Origin of the sequence: Varibaculum cambriense DSM 15806 (assembly GCF_000420065.1) — a bacterium.
GTDB classification, from domain to species: Bacteria; Actinomycetota; Actinomycetes; order Actinomycetales; family Actinomycetaceae; genus Varibaculum; species Varibaculum cambriense.
The window spans coordinates 78,497-99,854 of record NZ_ATUF01000003.1 but is presented as its reverse complement, the minus strand read 5'-3'; the positions used below and the strand labels follow the sequence as shown (position 1 = coordinate 99,854).

11 protein-coding genes are annotated in these 21,358 nt (G+C 55.5%); 8 read left to right on the top strand and 3 right to left on the bottom strand.

Annotated features, from left to right (window positions below; genetic code table 11):
- Positions 1–119 precede the first annotated feature (119 nt).
- The 4 genes from F605_RS0105580 (at position 120) to F605_RS0105565 (ending at position 10,940) form a co-directional block, all read left to right on the top strand.
- Entirely contained in the window at positions 120–2,417 is a 2,298-nt protein-coding gene (locus F605_RS0105580; protein ID WP_022864910.1) for an alpha-1,4-glucan--maltose-1-phosphate maltosyltransferase, read from the top strand.
- 26 nt (positions 2,418–2,443) lie between these two features.
- Positions 2,444–4,351 (top strand): maltose alpha-D-glucosyltransferase, encoded by a 1,908-nt coding sequence (gene treS / locus F605_RS10085; RefSeq protein ID WP_022864909.1) that lies wholly within the window; start codon positions 2,444–2,446, stop codon positions 4,349–4,351.
- On the top strand, positions 4,341–5,678 hold the full coding sequence (locus F605_RS10080; RefSeq protein WP_022864908.1) for a phosphotransferase: 1,338 nt from the start codon (positions 4,341–4,343) through the stop codon (positions 5,676–5,678). The genes treS and F605_RS10080 overlap by 11 nt, the downstream gene beginning before the upstream one ends.
- Positions 5,679–5,795: 117 nt before the next feature.
- Positions 5,796–10,940, top strand: a complete 5,145-nt coding sequence (locus tag F605_RS0105565) for a SpaA isopeptide-forming pilin-related protein (RefSeq protein ID WP_022864907.1) — start codon at positions 5,796–5,798, stop codon at positions 10,938–10,940.
- On the opposite strand, the gene F605_RS0105560 is transcribed toward F605_RS0105565, so the two are convergent.
- A complete protein-coding gene (locus F605_RS0105560) occupies positions 10,937–12,448 on the bottom strand; it encodes a PucR family transcriptional regulator (RefSeq protein ID WP_162138276.1) in 1,512 nt (503 codons plus the stop codon). The two genes, F605_RS0105565 and F605_RS0105560, sit on opposite strands and share 4 nt — an antisense overlap.
- Positions 12,449–12,649: 201 nt before the next feature.
- On the opposite strand from F605_RS0105560, the gene F605_RS0105555 reads away from it, so the two are divergent.
- The 3 genes from F605_RS0105555 (at position 12,650) to glgB (ending at position 18,109) form a co-directional block, all read left to right on the top strand.
- Positions 12,650–13,906 carry a Glu/Leu/Phe/Val family dehydrogenase gene (locus tag F605_RS0105555; RefSeq protein ID WP_022864905.1) on the top strand — a complete coding sequence of 419 codons (1,257 nt, stop codon included), beginning with the start codon at positions 12,650–12,652 and terminating at the stop codon, positions 13,904–13,906.
- A gap of 168 nt (positions 13,907–14,074) precedes the next feature.
- Complete coding sequence (locus F605_RS0105550) at positions 14,075–15,544, top strand: NAD-dependent succinate-semialdehyde dehydrogenase (RefSeq protein ID WP_022864904.1); 1,470 nt, start codon at positions 14,075–14,077, stop codon at positions 15,542–15,544.
- 381 nt (positions 15,545–15,925) lie between these two features.
- Positions 15,926–18,109, top strand: coding sequence for a 1,4-alpha-glucan branching protein GlgB (gene glgB, locus F605_RS0105540; RefSeq protein ID WP_022864902.1), 2,184 nt, complete (start codon positions 15,926–15,928; stop codon positions 18,107–18,109).
- A gap of 165 nt (positions 18,110–18,274) precedes the next feature.
- Here glgB and F605_RS0105535 read toward each other — a convergent pair whose 3' ends face one another.
- Positions 18,275–19,537, bottom strand: coding sequence for an Nramp family divalent metal transporter (locus F605_RS0105535; RefSeq protein ID WP_022864901.1), 1,263 nt, complete (start codon positions 19,535–19,537; stop codon positions 18,275–18,277).
- Positions 19,538–19,715: 178 nt separating this feature from the next.
- Positions 19,716–20,201, bottom strand: coding sequence for a Cys-tRNA(Pro) deacylase (ybaK, locus tag F605_RS0105530; RefSeq protein WP_027723631.1), 486 nt, complete (start codon positions 20,199–20,201; stop codon positions 19,716–19,718).
- A 217-nt stretch (positions 20,202–20,418) separates the two neighbouring features.
- On the opposite strand from ybaK, the gene F605_RS0105525 reads away from it, so the two are divergent.
- The gene (locus tag F605_RS0105525) at positions 20,419–21,357 is read left to right on the top strand and encodes an ABC transporter ATP-binding protein (protein ID WP_022864899.1); all 939 of its coding nucleotides are present in this window, start codon (positions 20,419–20,421) and stop codon (positions 21,355–21,357) included.
- Position 21,358 lies beyond the last annotated feature (1 nt).

The following is a 21,358-nucleotide window of genomic DNA, read 5'->3' as shown; positions in this document are numbered from 1 at the left end:
TAAATAGCTGTTTTCTGATTTCCGCTCAACTTTATCGCTAGCAGAGAGCGGAAAGGACACGGGGCGCACTGCCTCTTGTTAGGCTGGAGGGGAATGAGTCCGTCTAATAAGGAGACACTATGGCCGGCGATACGCCTCGTTCCCGCAAAACCCGCTCCACTACTAGTTCAGCTGGTCAGAAAGCTAAAACTTCTAAGTCCGCCGCTGCTAATTCCCGGAAAACTCCGGTTCGCACTAAAGCTGCCTCCTCTGCCGCGAAGACGGATGCAACCGCGAAAGCCAAGACGGCCGCGGCGAGCAAAGCGAAAACTACCACCAGTGTTCCTCGCAAGCGGGTGAGCCGGGCGAAAGCTGCTGCCCCCAAAGCGGCTGCCGCTAAACCTTTGAATCTGGTTTCTCCCGAGGCTCGCCTGGCTCGGATCCCGGTCACTGAAGTGGAACCGGTTTTCGAGGACGGCCTGTGGCCTGCCAAAGCAGTCGAGAACGAATCTTTCCCGGTGCGCGCCACCGTGTTCCGGGAAGGCCACGACGCTTTAGGGGCAGAAGTGGTGTTGGTGGATCCGCAAGGCAAAGAAACTATGCGGGCGCGGATGTACGATGTCGCCCCCGGTTTGGATCGGTTGGAAGCCTGGATAAAACCCACCGCTGTGGGGGATTGGACTTTTAGGGTTGATACTTTCTGCGACCCCTACCAGACCTGGGCAAAGGAAGCCTCCATTAAGGTGCAGGCGGATCAAGATGTGGAATTGGAGTTCGAGCTGGGAGCGCGACTTTTCGAGCGTGCTGCTAAGGGGGAAGCCGTAAATAATCCCACCCAGCAGGCACCGGACGCCAAGAGTGCCGCGCGCCTCTTGGATGCCGCTAAAGCGATGCGGGATCAGTCGCGTCCTGCTCAAGAGCGTCTCTCGGTGGGGCTCCATTCCTCGATTCGGGGAATATTCCGCGCCTATCCCCTGCGGGATCTGCTGGAATCTTCTCGTACCTATCCCCTGCGGGTGGACCGGGAACGCGCCCTTTACGGTTCCTGGTACGAAATCTTCCCCCGCTCTATCGGTGCTTATAAAGACCAGGAAGGCCATTGGCATTCGGGAACCTTGCGCACTGCCGCCGCTGATTTGCCCCGCATTGCTGGAATGGGCTTTGACGTTGCCTATTTGACTCCGGTTCATCCCATCGGAACTACTTTCCGAAAAGGGCGCAATAACACCTTGGAGGCCACCCCGGAAGATCCCGGTTCACCTTACGGTATTGGTAGCCCCGAGGGCGGACATGACGCTATTCACCCTGATCTGGGCGATTTTGATGACTTCGATTATTTCGTAAAGAAAGCGAAGGGGCTAGGGCTAGAGGTAGCACTGGATTTGGCGCTGCAATGCTCCCCGGATCACCCCTGGGTGAAGGATCATCCGGAATGGTTTAAGCATCGCCCGGATGGCACCATTGCCTATGCGGAGAATCCTCCCAAGAAATATCAAGACATTTATCCTCTGATTTTCGATCAGGACTATCGCGGTCTCTATAACGCGGTGCGCGACGTGATTCAAAAATGGATTGATCATGGAGTAACTATTTTCCGGGTGGATAATCCCCACACCAAGCCGGTGCAGTTCTGGCAAGAGATTTTGGAGGAGTTCCATCACAAACATCCCGAGGTGCTCTTCTTGGCGGAGGCCTTTACCCGCCCCGCGATGATGCGCACTTTGGCGCAGGTAGGTTTCCACCAGTCCTATACCTATTTCACTTGGCGCAACACCCGTAAAGAGATCGAAGAATACTTCGACGAGGTGGCTTGGGAATCCAGTCCCTATATGCGGCCTTCCTTCTGGCCGACCACCCACGATATTTTGACCCAAGTCATGGTCGATGGCGGGATCCAGGCTTTCAAAATGCGGGCAGTTTTGGCCGCTACCGGCTCACCTAACTGGGGAATCTATACCGGCTATGAGCTGGTAGAAAATGTGCAACGCCCCGGCTTTGAAGAGCAAATCGATAATGAAAAGTACGAGTACAAGCCGCGTGATTACTCCGGGGAAACCGCCCAAGAGATGATGGGCTTGCTGACTACTTTGAACGAGATTCGCCGCCGCCACCCAGCGTTGCAGCGTCTGCGCAACCTGAAGATTCATGAAACCACCCATCCGGGAGTAGTTTGCTTCTCCCGTCACCTGGACGCTTGGGAATCTCCCACCGGGGTAGCTGACACCGTAATCGTGGTGGTAAATCTGGATCCCCACGAAACCGCGATCGGGGCGATTCACCTAGATCTGTCGGCGCTGAAGATCAGTGGTTCTTCCTCGTCCTTCTTTAAGGTGCGAGATGAGCTAGATGGGACAGTCTACGATTGGGGGCCGGCTAACTATTTCGAGCTCAACCCCTCTGATCGTCCTGCCCATATTATGTCCGTGGAAGCTTCCTAGACTAACGCGTTTAAGAGGAGTATTTGTTGAGCGAAGCCATAACCGAGGAACACGACAACCTGGGCAAACTATTGCTGCCACGCCGGGATTCCCAGGCGGTTCCCTCCCCTGCTCAGGACCCGAGTTGGTATCGCAGTGCCGTCTTCTACGAGGTATTAATCCAGGCGTTTTCGGATTCTAATGGGGACGGCATAGGCGATTTCCAGGGGCTAATATCGCGTCTGGATTACCTGGCTTGGCTAGGAGTGGATTGCCTGTGGCTACCCCCGTTTTATCCTTCACCGATGCGCGATGGCGGCTACGATATTAGCGCCTACACCGATGTGAACCCGGCTTTCGGTTCGATGGAAGACTTCACCGCCTTAGTGGAGGCCGCTCACGAACGCGGCATCCGCATCTTGGTCGATATCGTAGTCAACCACACCTCTGACCAACACCCTTGGTTCGAGGCTTCCCGCAAGGATCCGGAGGGCGAATACGGGGATTTTTACGTCTGGCGCGATAGCGACCAGGACTACCAAGATGCCCGCATTATTTTTATCGACACCGAAACCTCTAACTGGACCTATGACGAGGTACGCGGACAGTACTATTGGCACCGTTTCTTTTCCCACCAACCGGATTTGAACTTCGAAAATCCTCAGGTACAAGCGGCAGTAATGAACGTAGTGCGCTACTGGTGCCGGACCGGGGTGGATGGTTTCCGTCTGGACGCGATCCCTTACCTATTTGAAGAAAACGGTACCAACTGCGAAAACCTCCCAAAAACTCACTGGTTTGTGAGTGAACTGCGCAAAATGGTGGACGCAGAGTTCCCGGGAACGTTAATGGTGGCGGAAGCCAATCAGCCTCCCCTAGATGTGATTGACTATTTCGGCAGCGAAACCGAACCCGAATGCCATATTTGTTTCCACTTCCCCCTAATGCCGAAACTGTTTGCGGCGCTGCGCACCGGCTCTTCAAAAGGGTTGCGGCAAATCCTCGCAGAACTACCGGAGCTACCCGCGGGTGCCCAATGGGGAACTTTCTTGCGTAATCACGATGAGCTCACCCTGGAAATGGTGACTGACCAGGAACGCGAAAACATGTATTCCTGGTATGCGCCAGAATCGCGGATGCGCGCAAATGTGGGGATTCGCCGCCGCCTCGCGCCCCTTTTGGGAGGTTCGCGCCGCAAAATAGAACTTGCCCACGCCCTCCTGCTGTCGATGCCGGGCTCGCCCTTCCTCTACTACGGTGACGAAATCGGGATGGGCGACAATATTTGGCTCCCTGACCGCTTCGGGGTGCGCACCCCCATGCAATGGGACACTTCGGCGACCGCCGGTTTTTCTACCGCTGACCCGGAAACTTTCCTGGTTCCCCTGATTGACTCTCCCGGCTGGGATAACCGCACCATTAACGTGCAAGAATCCCTAGGGCGTCCCACTTCCCTGCTGCACTGGCTGCGGGGTGCCATCCAGTTGCGCCGCCGCCTCACCTGCTTCGGGCAAGGCTCCTTATCGCAGGTAGGTTCGGATCAAGACTCGGTATTGGCCTTTATTCGCCGCGACCAAAACTCTACGGTGCTTTGTGTCTACAACCTGGGCGAGGGCGCGGTGGCAGCGCGACTATCCTTGCCCGGTATGGCCAGTTGGTGCCTGCGCGAAGCTTTCGATGGGGGCTGGTTCCCGGCGGTGGGCGCGGATGAGACCGTAACCGTAACTATGAATCGCCACGGTTTTTACTGGTTGGAGCTTTTTGCCCCTGACCAGGCACAAGACCTGCAGGATAGAGAAAAAGAGCCCCCCACCACTACCACGTCGGTCCCGGTGATTGCCCATAGCGCTACCCCGGCGGATACCCCGCAACCCGACACGGACGCCGAAATAACCACCTACTCTTACCCGGCCCTAGATTTCTCGGTGCTAAAGGAGAATGAAGATGACCGCTGAGTCCCCGCATAGCCAGCTTAAATGGCCTGGCAGAGACGCTATTATCGACATTGTCTGGGACTATCTCCTTGAGCGGCGTTGGTTCCCCTCCCACCTGGAACGTTCCCAGGTGCGGGTTTTGGATTACCGGGAACTTGAGGATCCAAATTTCCGGCTCTTGATTTTGGAAGCGCAGGGCATCTGGTATCACCTACCCTTGGCCTTGGTGGCCGATTGGAACGGAGACGGGATAGCCGGACGTACTTCCTTCCCGCCGGAAAACCCCGGCTACCTGGTTGATGGCCCCTATTGTCCGGCCTACGTCCAGCATTGGATCCGCTCCACCCATCAAGCTGGTACTTTACCGCTGTTACCAGAAGCTGATGATCTGCTAGCTAACCTGCTGGATGCCAGTTTGGATAGTAAAATTTTATCCGGGGAGCAATCCAATACTTCGGTGCTATTGGGCGGAAAATACCCGACGATCATCAAGTTTTTCCGGGTGCTGGTGACCGGAGCAAACCCGGAGGTACCCGTACCTTTGGCGTTGGCGCGTACCGGCTGGCAGGGAGTGCCCCAGCCCCGCGGTTACTCCCAACTCAGTCTTTGGGATCAAGATGGCCAGCCGCAACAAGTCACTACCGCAAGCGCTGCGATCCGTCTAGATGCAGCTCAAGATGGTTTCAAATTGATTTGTTCCCTCGCAGGTAGCGGTGAAGACCCCACGAAGCTAGCTCGCCAGCTAGGAGCGTTTACCGCCGATATGCACCGCCACCTCTTGGAGGCTTTTGGAGAGGGCGAGGATCCGGCCTCGGGAACTATGCTCGCTAGCCGTTTACGCAACCAATATCAGCAGGCGGAGACGGCTTATCCGCAGCTGCGAGAGCATCCCCAAATCGGGGAAGAAGTCGCTCGCCTCGCCCAGGCACTAACTGGCCTGGGAGGATTGCCGCCTACACAGCGAGTACACGGAGACTACCACCTCGGACAGTGCCTCTACAGCTCCGATAGTTGGTACGCTATCGATTTCGAGGGTGAGCCTTTACGTCCCTTAGAAGAACGCACCGCCCCTGACCAGGTAGAACGGGACATTGCGGGAATGCTCCGTTCATTTGACTATGCCCGCGTAGAAGGCGGCGCCGATGGGGACTGGCTTAACCGCGTCCGCTTAGCGTTCCTGGCCGGATACTTTGGGGAAGAGCAACTTCCCGGCCCGGCATTAGTGGTTTTAAGAGCCTTTGAAGTGGAAAAAGCCCTCTATGAAGTGCGCTACGAAGCGGAGCAACGTCCCGACTGGGTAAGCATCCCCTTGAAAGCATTATTGCTACTTCTGCCACAATCGGTTTAACCAGCATAAACAGCAAGTTTTTCAGGGTGAACACACTAGCGAATCAACCCCAAATTCTGGTAGACTCGTTACAGAATTGTAATCTTTGTAACTTTGAGGAAATCAGCAGGAGTTTTGATGCGCAATCCCTTAGCCAAGCGCCCTACAGCGCTTGTCCTCGCCCTCTCCCTGATCGGATACATGATTGCCCTGATCGGACCGGCTTTGGCGGTAGGTGTCGCTAACGCCGCCAACGGCAAAGTCATCAAATCTTGGAACCAGCTAGGCACCATTCTCACCGAGGACATCGACCTCAGTGATTCCGCTCTACCTGCCGACGCCGCGGGACGCACCCTGACGGTTGGGGACAACGTGACGGTAACTGGCGCGGCCAGTAAGACTTTTAAGGGGCTTTCTTTCCTGGTCAGCGAGGGTCACACTCTGACGCTAAACAACCTCAACATCGACAATTCCTCCCACCCGGAACTGGCAATGGTTACCGCTGGGGACAACAATGCCCATAACCGCCTGGCCTTTAGCGGGGAAAACACTTTCACCCGCCAGGGTGCCTCCTCGGAAAATGCCACTAAAGAATACGCGGTTCCCCTGCCCTTAGTGCAGGTAAAAGCAGCTACTACCCTAAATATCGGCCAGACCGACTCCGGGGTATTGAACCTAGATAATCCGCGCTCTCCCCTTTCGCAAGCTGCCCTGATTGGCACCCAACACTTCTCAGCTTTTGGCACCATCAACATTGCGGGTGGCGCCTTAAACCTCAAGGGATCTTCCGAAAGTGCCGCCCTGATTGGCTCGGGCGGGGCTTTTTACGAGGTCAACCCGGGAACTAATCCCCGCTGGCTCAACAACTATGACGAAACCCCTTGGAGCGCCGGGGGCACCGTCAACATCACCGGCGGGAGCGTCGACCTTGCCAAAGCGGGCACCGGCGCTTACGGCGGAGCTTTCATCGGTGCCGGTCGCGGCGCCGTTAAGCTCCCTGCAGGCGCAAAATCCGATTGGGCACCGCAAAACGCGGCGGTAACTATCAACGTTAGCGGCGGGCAAATCAACGCCCACGGTAACCACACCGCCCTGGGAGCAAGCAGCTTCACTACCCCGCTACAAGATTCCGAAGGGCAAGTAAAAGATACCTTCACCCAGCCCTATGCACGGGTAAACATCTCCGGGGGTACCATTCAGGTCGCTCCTAATACCGCTGATACCGGCAATAGCGCCCTGAATATCGGGTGCCGCGGGGTCGGAAACTGGAACCAGGAATTTGCCAGTCTCAACTGGCCCCTGGCTCCGGGTTGTGAAGTGGTGATCAGCGGCGGAAAAGTCAATGTGGGATCGGCTGACTCCACTCTGGATAGGTCAGGCGATATTGCCGCTATCGGGTCGGGGCCTGACAGCGTCAATGTAAACGTGAAAATCTCTGGAAAAGCACAGGTGAATGCCTATTCTAATGGGCGCGGCGCCGCGATTGGTGGCGGCTATGCTTCCGGAGCTTCCAAAGTTACCATCTCAGATAACGCCCAAGTTGACGCCCTGGGGGTAGTAAGCGAATCCCCCGCGATTGGGGCGGGCGGTCTCCCCTCAGACGCACTGTTTACCGGAAACTCCCGACTGAACGAGGATACGATTCGTCGAGCCGCCCACAACCAGGTGGTAATTTCTGGGAACTCACAGGTTAATGCGCAAACGGCGACCGATTCTGCCGAACACAACGAGGCTCTTAACGGCGCTATTGGTTCCGCTGCTAACCGTTCGGGACAGGTAACTATTACCGACCACGCCAACGTAAATGCGAAGGTGTTTGGACGCCGCGACGGAGCCGTAATCGGCAGTGCCGGCTACATTGATACCTACGTATCCGACCCCTTCCAGGTCACTATTTCTGGTTCCCCCACCGTACAGGCATCAGTACAGCCAGTGTCGCTGCCGGCAGCTAAGAAACTGGGTTACGGTTTCGGGGCGGCCATCGGCTCTGGATACCAGTCGAAAGTTCCTGCTCAGATTACCCTTTCGGGTAGTCCTAATCTCGATATAATCGGCGGTCAAGCCTCCTCTGGCGTAGGACAGGGTTACGAAAGCATTCGCGGCGGCAACACCGTTACCGCCAATTTGGATGCGCAGGCGAAAGTTCACGTCACCTCCCCCGATGGTTCCCCTCGCACTGACGGCTCCACCGATCGAGGTAAATATGCTCTCACACGAGGCCAAAATCTGCCGCTCGATACCACCGGAGGCAAGGGACAGGTCCTGAACTTACGTTTTGCTGATGGTAAGGCGGACGGATCTGGCAATCCCCAAACTTTGGGGCTGACCACTGCGGTAGCTAAACTTACCCAGAATAAACAGTCAGTACCTTTCTCGCTGGTTACCCCCGCGGGTGAAACTGTGCTTTCTTCTGCACTCACCAGTACCCTTTACAACAACTTGGCGCTGTCGGTACCCCAGAAGGGGAACTACTACTTGCAATCAGAGGTAACCCCCAGCCTGTTCGCCTATCACGGCGATAAGAACGCGGCGGATGCCTTTATCTTCCCGGTTAACGGTCAGATTTATACCCAGGACGGATTGCTCTGGGCGCCGGGATATTCCTTAAAGTACCAGGTAGCTGGCGAGGGCGGCACCCTCCCCCAGGCGTATACCGCTGCGCGCTTCCTGCCCCCGAATACGGTAATCGGAGCGCTACCGGCAGTAACCCTACCTGAGGTTTCTGGTAAGACCTGCACGGTGGACCATTGGGAGCTTAACGGCACCGCGACTAGCGAGGCCGAGATCGCTCAGGCAAAGCTGAGCACCGGTACCGTGGTCACAGCGGTAACCAAGTGTGAGGACCAGGTTACTCCCCCGGCTCCTCAGCCAGAAAAAGCGGCTTTCACTTGGCAGCTGCAAGACACTGACGGTAAAGCTTTAAGTGGTGGCCAGTTCGCTTTGACGGAAAAGGACGGCGCGGCACTCGCCTTCCCAGATTCTGCTTCCGGTACTTTCACCGCCAGTGACCTGGATCCAGCTAAGAGCTATGTACTTACGCAAACCGCTGCTCCCCAAGGTTATGACTTGCCGCAGCAAACCAGGTATACGGTCACTTTTGAAAAAAACTCGCAAGGATACCAGGCAAAAGTAGACGGTAAAGCGGTAACCGGCGATGCTTTCATAGTACAAAACACTAAGACCCCGCTGCCTCCCCAGCCGGTAGCTTTCAACTGGAAACTGCAAGATGCCGGTAAGAACCTGCTCCCCGGCGGCAGCTTCAAACTGGTTTGCGGCTCTGACGAAGTGGCGCTTCCCGCTGCCGGCGCGGCCTCAGGCACCTATAACGTTTCTTTAGACCCCACTAAGAAAGCGTGCACCCTCACCCAGACCGCTGCCCCCGAAGGGTACAAGCTGGGTGACGAGACCTCCTATGAAATTAGTTTTGTAGAAAAGGACAAGGCTGGCGGCATTTGGGCCGCGAAGGTTGCCGACAAGGAAACCAACACGGTGACCTTCACTAACGTGGCACTTCCGAAGCCTCCGGCCACTACCTCTTTTGCTTGGAAACTGACCGATAAAGCCGGTAAGAGCCTAAATGGGGCCACCTTTACTCTGAGCAGTACAGATGGCAACCTCAAGGTGACCTCTCAGGATGTGGCAGATCCCGGAGTTTATAGCGCTTCTAGCCTAGACCCGAAGAAGACCTATACCTTAACCGAAAGTACAGCGCCTGATGGCTACGAGGCTGATAAGGCCAGTTATAAGCTCACTTTCGTTGCCGACGGCGCCACCTACCAGCCGCAGATAAACGGTAAGCCTTTGCCGGCTGCGGGTCTGGTAATCAAGAACGTTAAACTGCCGACCAAAGCAGAGATCCGCTGGGAAGTAGTTTCCACCGCGGATTCTTCGCAGTACGTACCGGGAACTTCCTTTAAGGTGACCGCCTTAAAAGCGGATGGCCAAACCTTAGATACCACGAAGTCTTTCACGGTCTCCGATGCCACCGCTATCGCCGGGAATCGAGATCTGAATCCAAATCTGGGGCAATACCGGGTCGAGGTTCCAGACGGTTCCTTGAAGTATCAGGTGGAACAAGTAGGCTTCGGCGCTGATTTTGCTCCTAAGACCGGTGCTCAGGTGGTCACTTTCAAGCTGCAAAAGGATGAACGCTACCGCCAGATCGTGGTGGGTAACGGCCTCAAGTTTGAAAACACCCCGGTGATTAAGACCGCGCAGTTTACTTGGAAACTGGTAGATAAGGACTCGAAGCCTTTATCCGGCGGCAGCTTCTCCTTGAAAGATGGCAGCGAAACCGTTCCGGTCACGGAGAATAAGGCGGATGCCTCTTTCCAGGCCACTTTGAATCAAGCCAAGACCTATAAGTTGCAGCAGACCGCCGCACCGGAAGGCTACGAAAAAGATACCAAGACCTACACCATCAGTTATGAGGATGGAAAAACCCAGGTTTCAGTAGATGACACCGGGGTTGACCTGACTGATGGGGCGCTGGTGATTGCCAATACCAAGAAGGCTACCAAGCCGAGCACAGATCCCACAGACGAGCCGACTACGGAACCGACTACGCCCGGAACCGATCCTACGGACGAGCCAACCCCTGATCCCAAACCGGTCAGCGGGGAACTCACCTGGAAGGTAGTTGATTCTGAAGGTAAGGCAGTAGCCGGGACTTCTTTCCAGGTCACTCCCCTGGGCAAAGATGGGAAGCCCAATACTGCGGCTGCCTTTGAGGTCACGGATTTTGTCAGTGGCCCCACCACCTTTGGGGTACCCACTGACCTCGATGCTGCTACCGGCGCCTATCGCGTAAAGGTCAGCGACGTAACCTTGCAGTATCAGTTAGAGCAGCTAACTACCGCTGAAGGTCTGCAACTGGCAGCAGCGCAAACGCTGTCCTTTAGTAAGGGGACGGATGGCAAATGGTCGCAAAACGCTGCGAGCTCGCTCGTTAACCCGGCGGCTCCGGAAGAACCTCCGACTACGGATCCCACTGACGAGCCGAGTACCCCCAGTACTGACCCCACCGCTGAACCCCAGCCGGGTGACAACGGTGGAGCAAGTAATACGAAGCCGTCAGCTGACCAAAACGGCGGAGCTACCGAAGCACCTGCCGGTGCCTATATGACCGGGGGTTCGAGTGCCTCTAGCGCTAGCGCGGGACCGGCACCCTCTTCCTTGCGGGTGACCGGCGCGAACGGAGGCACCCTGGCTTTGATCTCCGCGATCCTGGCACTGGCTGGAGCCGGAGTGCTCACGGCTCGCAAACTCCGGGAAGATCGCTAAGGCTCGCGGCCTTGGAGGGCTACCCAGGCGGAGGCTTGGGCACCGGCCTCTGCCAAGTTAATTCCCAGTTTGCTCTGCAGTTTTTCCAGTCGCTTCGCCACGGTGTTACGGTGCAGTCCCAAGGTCTTGGCCATCTGCTGCCGGTTACCCTTAGTGGCGACATACTGTTCCAGCAGTTCCACTAGTTCCGCCTCTCCTCGCAAAGGCAGCAGAAACTGCTGAGAAAAAGCCGCCACCGTTTCCCGCCCCATCACCTGCAATAGTCCGGAACGGGAAATCTCTCCCCACCGGGCTACCTGCTGGGTATTTCCGGTATGCCGCAAAGCTTGCCGTGCCCCAGGCAACCCGGCACTAAACCGCGAGATTGGGTAATCCTGCCCCACGCCTGCTCGCAAAGCCGAAAATTCCTTCCGGGAAAAGTTGGACAAAGTCAGCGGCAGTGCCGCCACCGGAATCGCCATTTCTAAATTGTCGGCTTGAAAACGCCAAAGTGGCGGAGGCATAGTTTTAGTCACAGCCCGCTCCACTCTGGCAGCCAGTGCCCGCAGGTCGCCCTCCTCCCCGGCCACTACTACCGGCACATACCGCCCACTAAGCACCCGTGCGTCCGGAAACGCCATCTCGGTGAGAATCTGTGCCGCCCCCAGCTCCCCAGAAAGCAACAGGGTAAAAGCACGTTGCAATAGACGCCCATGATAGGAGGACACAAACCGCGAGTTAGCTAAAGCGGAGGCGATTAACAGCCCCGCCTGAGAAAGCGCCTGCTGCTGCCAAGGTTGCGGAAACACGTTCCAACAGACTTGCAGCCAAGCGGTTTCCTGCCCTAGAGCGTCAATTGAGGTAAAAAGACAGTACCCTGCAGAGCTCTCGAAGGAACGCAGGGAAAGGGTTTCGGAAAAACCCTCCCAAGACTGTTCTGCAAACTTCCCTAAATCGGCACTCAACGTAGGCGCGGATGCTTGAGCTACTATCCTGCCCGCCTTATCTCTGATGATTACCCGCGCGCCGATCCCCCGCGCTAGCTCCCCGGTAATCATGTCTACACTGCGCGGCTGGGCAGATGCCTGGATCAGACGCTGTTGCAAAGCCGTGAGTTTATATTTCCCCGAGGTGGCTTCGACCTCGATCATCCGCGCCACTTCTTGGGAAAGCGCCACAAAAGACTGATCGGGGGCGACCTCAATCAGATTAAGACCGGTTTTCCGGGCTGCCTGTACCAATAGCGGAGGAACGGTATCGTAACTAAATCCCAAACCGAACCCTAAGGTACTAATCCCCCCACTCACCAGACGCTGGGCATATTCGAGCCAGCCCGCTTCCCCCTCTGGATTGCCCGCGGATGTGGTTAGCAGTAGCTCGTTTCCCTCTAAAAAAGTGGCGGGATTTATTTGTTCCGAGGTTGCCACCCAGCGCAGCTTGGCCAAAGGATTAGGACACCACAGGGATTGAATATGTAGATGCGGTCGCCCCAAGAGCGCTTGCACAGTGATCATATGTACATTATGCACATTTAAATTCAATATTTAGTGCACTTTGTACATTTACCCCTGACTTACGTCCTAGATAGACTGCAGTCACCACCGCTTAAAACCGGAGGTAGTTGGGACGCTGACCGTCTTAGCATGACGATGATCGTCGTAAACAATTCCTGCCAATCAGGAAAACTAAGGTCAGCCCCCAGTTGAAAACCTTAAAGGAGATCAAAATATATGTCCGAGGATTACAAACCGAATCCCTATGAGGACGCGAAGAGTCAGCTGCGGGAAGCCCAGAAAATCCTGGGTTTTTCCGAAGGGGACTACGATATGCTCGCTTCGCCGCGCCGCGAAATGAGCGTTTCGATTCCGATTCGTCGCGATGACGGCACCCATGAGGTGCTGCACGGATACCGGGTACAACACAACTTGACGCGCGGACCGGCCAAAGGCGGCATCCGTTACAACGAACACGTCGATATTGACGAAGTTCGCGCCCTATCCATGTGGATGACCTGGAAATGCGCCCTAGTGAATCTACCCTACGGCGGAGCTAAAGGCGGGGTCACCATTGACCCCAGCAAGTATTCCCAAGCCGAGCTAGAGCGGGTAACTCGCCGCTACATTTCCGAGATTCTGCCGATTATCGGGCCGGAAAAGGATGTGCCCGCCCCGGACGTGGGAACTAACGAACAGACCATGGCCTGGATCATGGATACCTATTCGCAGTTCCAAGGCTATACGGTGCCCGGCATTTGTACTGGTAAACCGGTTTCCCTGGGCGGATCTCTAGGACGCGCGGAAGCTACCTCCTTGGGCGTAGTAATCATGGTAGAAGCCGCCCTGAAGAAAAAGGGTATCAAGTTTGAAGAGGCAACCCTGGCAGTCCAAGGCTTCGGTAAAGTAGGACGCGGAGCTGCCGAAATCGCGCAGCGCCGGGGCGGCAAAGTAGTCGCCATCTCCGATATCTTCGGTGCCATCTACAACGCCGATGGTATCGACACCAAGGCTCTGGGCGAATACGTTGACGAAAAAGGCAAAGTCGTAGGCTTCCCCGGTGCCGAACCCATGGACGCCGCCCAGCTGCTACTGCTGGACGTAGACGTAGTGGTACCGGCCGCCATTGAAGGCGTGTTCACCAAGGACAATGCTCCTGATGTGAAAGCCAAGATCATTGTGGAAGGCGCGAATGGTCCCACCGATTCCGCCGCCGACAAGATTTTGAACGAAAAAGGAGTGATGATTGTTCCCGACATTCTGGCTAACTCCGGTGGGGTAATCGTGTCCTACTACGAATGGGTACAAGGACGCGACAACTTCTTCTGGCCGCTAGAGCGGGTACAAAAGGAAGAGGAACAGCGGATTACCGCCGCCTGGAAAGATGTAGAAGCCTACGCCGAAGAAAAGGGCGTTACCTTGCGGGTCGCAGCTACCGTATTGGCGGTGGAGCGCGTCTTGCAGGCTCACAAACGGCGCGGTCTCTACCCGTGATCGCTGCCTAGTGGCAGAAATCTGCCCGTTGAGGTGATCTGTTATCTCCCCCGAGCGGGCCTACCGCTCGGGGGAGATACTTTCCTGCCACCTCTGATAGTAGGAATATAGAATGTGCGCGAGCACGCAGAACAAGCGGTATTTAAAATGAAACGAGAATAAGAGGTTATGGATAGCAAGGAATTAACGCAGTACGTAGCAGACTTGAAACCGGAAAAAGCCATTTGGATTAACAACTCGGCAAGACCAGCTACTAGCGGGGAAACTTTCCCGGTAATAGATCCCGCCACCGCCTCCCCTATTACCGAAGTGAGCTCGGGCACCACCGCCGATGCCAGCGCTGCTCTCGATGCTGCAGCCAGCGCTCAACCCGGGTGGGCAACGCGCACCCCCCGCGAACGTGCCGAGATCCTGCGCCGCGCCTGGGAGCTGATGATCGCTTCCTCCAAGGAACTCGCTAGCTTAATGAGCTGGGAAAACGGTAAAGCCTATACCGATTCACTGGGCGAAGCCTCCTATGCTGCCGAGTTTTTCCGCTGGTTCTCCGAAGAAGCTGTCCGCTCTGACGGCGATTATGCGATTCCACCCGCAGGCGGCTCGCGCACCCTGGTCACTGCCCGCCCGGTCGGGGTATGCGCGCTGATCACTCCCTGGAACTTCCCGGCCGCCATGGCAACCCGAAAAATCGCACCCGCCCTCGCCGCCGGCAACGCGGTAGTACTAAAACCGGCCTCCGAAACCCCCTTAACCGCCCTCGCCATTATGCGCATCCTAAAAGAGGCCGGCGTACCAGACGGGGTAGTAAACCTGGTACCTTCGCGCCACTCTGCCGAAATTTCCAATACTTGGCTATCAGATCCCCGGGTACGCCTAGTGTCCTTCACCGGCTCCACCCCGGTGGGACGCACCCTACTAGGGCTCGCCGCTCCCCGAGTAGTCAACACCGCTATGGAACTGGGTGGAAATGCCGCCTTCGTAGTCGGAGCCACCGCCGACGTAGATGCCGCTGTTGAGGGACTAATGGTTGCCAAGTTCCGCAACGGTGGCCAAGCCTGTACCGCTGCTAACCGCATCTACCTGCACAAAGATATTAAAGAAGAATTTACGCAAAAACTTTGCCAGCGAGTAACGGCTTTAAAAGTGGGCGCGGGACTAGATCCAGAAACCGAAATTGGCACGGTAGTTAACGAAAAAGCAAAGACAAGGATGAACGAGCTACTTTCCTCCGCCCTAAACCAAGGAGCAAAAGTCCGGGCGCAAGCAGCGCTCCCCCAGGATCTAGCCGGATACTTCGTGGCACCCACAGTTATCGAAGTGCCCCGCGCCGACTCTCCCCTGCTACAAAACGAAATCTTCGGGCCCCTCGCTCCTATTAAGGAATACTCTGACGAGGACGAACTTCTTAAGATGGTCAACGGCACCGAAATGGGGCTGGCCTCCTATGTCTACGGTGACCTGAACTGGGCACTGCATCTAGCGGAAAGAATCGAAGCGGGGATGATTGGAGTAAACCGCGGCCTAGTATCCGATCCCGCCGCGCCCTTTGGTGGGGTCAAGCAATCTGGGATTGGCCGCGAGGGCGCCCGCGAAGGGATGAGAGAGTTCCAAGAGGTGCAATACTTCAGCCTCGATTGGTAACTCCACCGGGTAATATCCGCCTATGCGTACGGATAATCGGTACGCGCGGGGGATAGATTTTTCCTCCCGCCCAAGAATTCGGAAAACGTAGCGGCGTTTTCCGAATTCTTATGCCCACCGCACCCACTCGGATAAAATCTATCCCCCGCGCTGAGAGGGTAACCCGATGCGACTAGGGGCGCGGCCGGTAAAAGATACGAGAGGGGCTTGACCTGCGTAGCAGATCACGGGGTCCCCGGAGTGCTTTTACCCAGCCAGCCCCGAAAAATAGAACCAGATGATATTAAGTTACGCATGATTTTGGAACTCGGGGCGGGAAAATTCTGGAAATCGGGGCGCTATTCCAAAGAATTATTGGGCGATTCGTGACACGCTAGAGACATGAACGCAAAAGCTGTACCTGTAGATCCAGACGTCCTTGCTAACGTTGCCCATGGGCGGTATTTTGACCCCCATTCGGTACTCGGCACCCATGTGGGGGAAGATTCCGTAACTATCCGCACCGTCGCCCACTTGGCAGATGCGGTGGAGATCATCACCCCCCAGGGCACTTTCCCAGCAACCCATGAGCAAGATGGTATTTGGGTGACAGTCCTGGAGGGCACCGAAATCCCGGATTATCGGGTGCGCACCACCTATGGGGAAGAAACCACGGAGCTAGATGACGGCTACCGTTATCTGCCTACTGTAGGTGAATTCGACCTTTACCTGATTTCCGAGGGGCGCCACGAGAAACTCTGGGAGGTACTAGGGGCTCACCTGCGCACCTACGACACGGAAATGGGGCAAACCAAGGGAGCCTCCTTTGCGGTGTGGGCGCCGAACGCACAGGCAGTGCGGGTAGTAGGTGACTTTAACTATTGGGACGGGGAAACCTCCTCGATGCGTTCCCTGGGTTCCTCCGGGATCTGGGAATTGTTTATTCCTAACGTAGAAATCGGCGCTCGCTACAAGTTCGAAATTTTAAGACCGGACGGTAGCTGGCAGCAAAAAGCCGACCCGATGGCGCGCGCCTGCGAGATTCCCCCGCTGACAGCCTCGGTAGTTACCGATAAGCACCACCAGTGGGAAGACCAAGAGTGGATGGAGAAGCGAGCAAAGACCGATCCTCACAACTCCCCCATGTCGGTTTATGAGATGCATATTGGGTCCTGGTCTTATGACACCCACTATCGGGATTTAGCTGATGATCTGGTTACCTATGTCAAAGACATGGGCTTTACCCACGTAGAAATGATGCCAGTTTCCGAGCATCCCTTCTATGGTTCCTGGGGCTACCAGCAGACTGGATATTACGCGCCCTCTTCCCGCTATGGCACTCCCGACGATTTCCGCTACCTGGTAGATAAGCTGCACCAGGCGGGAATCGGGGTAATCCTAGACTGGGTTCCCGGGCATTTCCCTAAAGACCAGTTTGCCCTGGCCGATTTTGACGGCACCAAACTCTATGAGCATCCGGATCCCACCCGCGGGGAACAGCCCGATTGGGGTACCTTGATTTTCAACTTTGGTCGCAACGAGGTGCGGAACTTCCTGGTGGCCAACGCCCTTTACTGGTTGGATGAATTCCATATTGATGGTTTGCGGGTCGACGCGGTGGCTTCCATGCTTTACCTGGATTATTCCCGCGAGGAAGGCCAGTGGCATCCCAACCAATACGGGGGACGCGAAAATCTGGAAGCGATTTCTTTCCTACAGGAAGCCAACGCCACCTGTTACCGTCTGCATCCGGGCATCTGCATGATTGCGGAAGAGTCCACGGCTTGGCCGGGGGTAACTGCTCCTACCGATGCCGGCGGCTTGGGCTTCGGTTTGAAGTGGAATATGGGTTGGATGAACGACACTTTGCGGTACCTGCGGGAAGACCCGGTAAACCGTTCCTGGCATCACGGCGAACTCACGTTCTCCCTGGTGTATGCATTCTCAGAGCACTATATTTTGCCACTCTCCCACGATGAGGTCGTATACGGCAAGGGTTCAATTCTGGCCAAGCAGCCAGGTGATTACTGGCGGCAGCTGGCGGGGGTGCGTTCCCTATACGCCTATCAATGGTCTCACCCGGGCAAGCAGCTCCTGTTTATGGGCGGCGAGTTCGCGCAAGGCGCCGAGTGGGATGCGGATCGCTCCCTAGATTGGTTCCTGCTCGATGATGAACGCAACCAGGGGGTGCAGGCACTGGTACGGGACTTGAACCAGATCTACACCACCGATCCGGCCTTGTGGGATGACGAACATACCGGGTTCGAATGGATTGAATCCAACGATTCCGAACATAACGTGATCTCTTATGTGCGCAAGTCCCGTGATGATCATGGACGCGAACACAAGATGGTATGTATCTGCAACTTTGCAGGTAATCCTCACGAAGGCTACCGGGTGGGACTACCCGATGGCGGGGAGTGGGAAGAAGTTATTAACACTGATGACGCCAAGTATGGCGGCTCGGGAGTTACTAACTTGGGGCAAGTAACTGCCGAAGATATGGAGTGGAATGGCCGCCCCTACTCGGTAGAGCTAAGAGTACCGCCTCTGGGGTGCCTGTGGTTGCGCCCTAAAGAAGACTAAGTTAATAACTCAGCCGTTTAACGGTTTTAAGAGAGTGCGTCCTCGAGAATGCTTAATTCTCGAGGACGCACCCTTATTATCTTGGTTAAAGTTTCCCCGGCACAAAATAACCAGGAGGACGCAGGCAGCTTTCCGGGGATACCCTAGCCCTTTGCAGGCACCGGTTTATACGTCAACTCCCATGAAAGTGAGCACCACCAGCAGCAGGTTCAGGGCGATTATCATGCCCGCAATGACACCCATCGTCCACCGCATTGCCCGGTTATCGGTATAGCTACCCATCAGCTCTTTCTTGCGGGTATAGGCGGCGAGCGGTACTACCGCTAGGGGAATCCCGAAAGACAGCGCCACCTGGGAAACCACTAACGCCCAGGTGGGATTGGGATACAGCCACAGAATCAGCAGCGCGGGAATTAGGGTGACCAGACGGCGCAGAAATAGTGGTACCCGCACATGCAGTAGCCCGCCCATGATTTCCGAACCCGCATAGGCTCCTACCGAGGTGGAGGCGAGACCGGAAGCTAGCAGGCCGATCGCAAAAATTACTCCGATTCCACTACCCAGGGCATTTTCGATAGCGGCATGCGCGCCCTCGATAGTGTCGGTGCCGCTCTTTCCAGCGAGCGCCGAAGCGGCCAGCAAAAGCAGCGCAATATTGACCGCTCCCGCAACTATTAGCGCATAGGCTACGTCATGTTTGGAGGCTCGTAGCAAGTGGGGAATATCGCGAGAACCGCGTCCCGGGAACCGGTGATTTACCAGCGAAGAATGCAGGTAGATAGCGTGCGGCATTACCGTTGCCCCCAGCATGGAGGCAGCAATTAGCACGGTGTCGGTACCGGCAAAACGGGGCAGCAATCCCCCCAGCATTCCCGCGGGATCGGGCGGGCTAATCACCAGCCCCGACAAGAAACCTACGGTGATGATTACTAGCAAACCGACCACGATAGTTTCGAACTGTTTTTGCCGGCGTTCATTCTGGAAAATTAGCAGCGCTAAAGACACGCAGCCTACGATAAAGCCCCCTGCGAGCAGCGGTAAGCCAAACAGCAGCTGCAGGGCGATTGCGCCCCCCACGATCTCCGCCAAGTCGGTGGCGGCCGCGATAATCTCCGCTTGGATCCAAAACATGATGCGTTTGCCTTTGGGCAGCCGATCCCCCAAAATCTCGGGTAAAGATTTCCCGGTAACTAGCCCTAGTTTGGCGCTTTGATATTGAATGATCACCGCCATCAGGTTGGCCAGTACTAATACCCATACCAGCAGGTAGCCGTAGCGGGCGCCAGCAGTGATATTCGCGGCGACGTTCCCGGGATCAACATAGGCCACTGCCGCTACGAATGCCGGCCCTAGCAGCGGGAGCAAACCTTTCTTGGCCGCCGCCTTGCCATCGACAGCCTGAGAATCTGAGGCTATTTCCGTTTCCATCTGCGCAGATTCACCTTTCTAAATCGGGGAAACTACTCATCTCTCCAGACTTATAATCTCCCTTAGCCGCTTTTAAGGGCGTCCCTTACATAAGTTTCGTATACCCGAAACTTTACTCTGTTTCTTCAGGAAGATAAAAACCAACCAAAAACATCCGCAGTTGTGAGGCTTATGTGCTTTAGGGGCGAGAAATATCCCCGCGCTGCGCCGCAATCACCCTTTGTAGATCAGTAGCCGCCACCAAAATCTGATAGCCGCGTTTACCGGCCGATACGTAAATCTTTTCTTGCGCGAAAGCGGATTCGTCAATCACCGTGGGAAAATCTTTCTTCATTCCCAAAGGCGAACACGCTCCTTTTAAGTAACCGGTGAGCGGGGTTAACTTTTTTAAGGGCAACATCCCCACCTGTTTTACCCCAAAACACCTGGCCGTGGCTTTCAAATCTAACTCGTGAGTAGCGGGCACTACCGCCACAAAGTGTTCCCCCGGTCCACCTTCCAAAACTAGAGTTTTAAATACTAACTGCGGATCTACCCCCAGCTCTTGTGCAATCGTGAGGGCATCCAAAAATTCCCCCTTCGAAGAAACCTGCGTCATTTGCGCCGCAATTCTCGCATTTTCGAGGATGCGCATGGCGTTAGTTTTTACGTGTTTCTTCCCCATAACCGCACCAGCTTTCCTAGGAGTTTTCTCAGCTAGTTTAACCGACTCGAAAATTTTTGAACGGAAATAGCTTCTTCCCTCAGCCGCGTCGGCGTTTAAAATCTCCAATAACGTTTAGTTAATTCTTAATTAACGACGCCACGACTGTGGGGTTACCTCTGATTAGCTACGCTAGAATAGCCTTAAAAATAACTACCCCAAGAACGCGAGAACCGTCGTGACCAACATCATTGAAGTAGCGGGTCTAACCAAGGACTATCAGCAGTTACGCGCCCTCAATAAGCTGACTTTTCAAGTTCGTCAGGGCGAAATCTTGGGGCTGCTAGGGCCGAATGGATCTGGAAAATCGACCGCTATCAACTGCATCCTCTCCCTGCTTCGTTTTAGCAGCGGGAGCGTGAAAATCTTCGGAAAAGAAATGCGCCCCGATGCCTTCGACATTAAACGGCGTCTAGGGGTGGTATTCCAGGACGTAGCCGTATTCGATGAGCTAACCGTGGCGCAAAACCTGGAATATTTCTGCGGACTGTACCTATCCGACAAGCGCAAACGCGCCGCCATGATTGCAGAGGCAGTTCAGTTGGTGGGGTTGCAAGACTACTTAAAGTTTCGCCCTAAGCAGCTCTCCGGAGGCCTTTTGCGCCGCTTAAACCTGGCGTGCGGTATCGCCCATCAACCGGAGCTAATTTTCCTGGATGAGCCAACCGTGGCGGTGGACCCTCAAAGCCGCAATAACATCCTGGACGGTATCGTTACTTTGCGTGACCGCGGCGCGACCGTGGTTTACACCACCCACTATATGGAAGAAGTCGAGCAGATTTGCGACCGCCTCATCGTCCTCGACAAAGGGGAGATCATTGCGCAAGGCACCATTAACGAGCTGAAACAGCTATCCGATATTGAAGAAAAAGTTACCCTGCAAGGGGTGGAGCTGCCGCCAGAACTTAAAGAAAAGTTCGAATCCGATCCCCAAATTGAGTCAGTTACCACCCGAAATCGCACAGTCCAGCTAGTTTACCGACACGGACAAAACCACGTTTCCACCCTCATCACCCAATTGAGCGAGGCCAGGGTATCCTACGAGTCCATTTACTCGGAGCGTCCCACCCTAAATGACGTTTTCTTGCAGCTAACCGGCAAGGAATTGCGAGACTAGC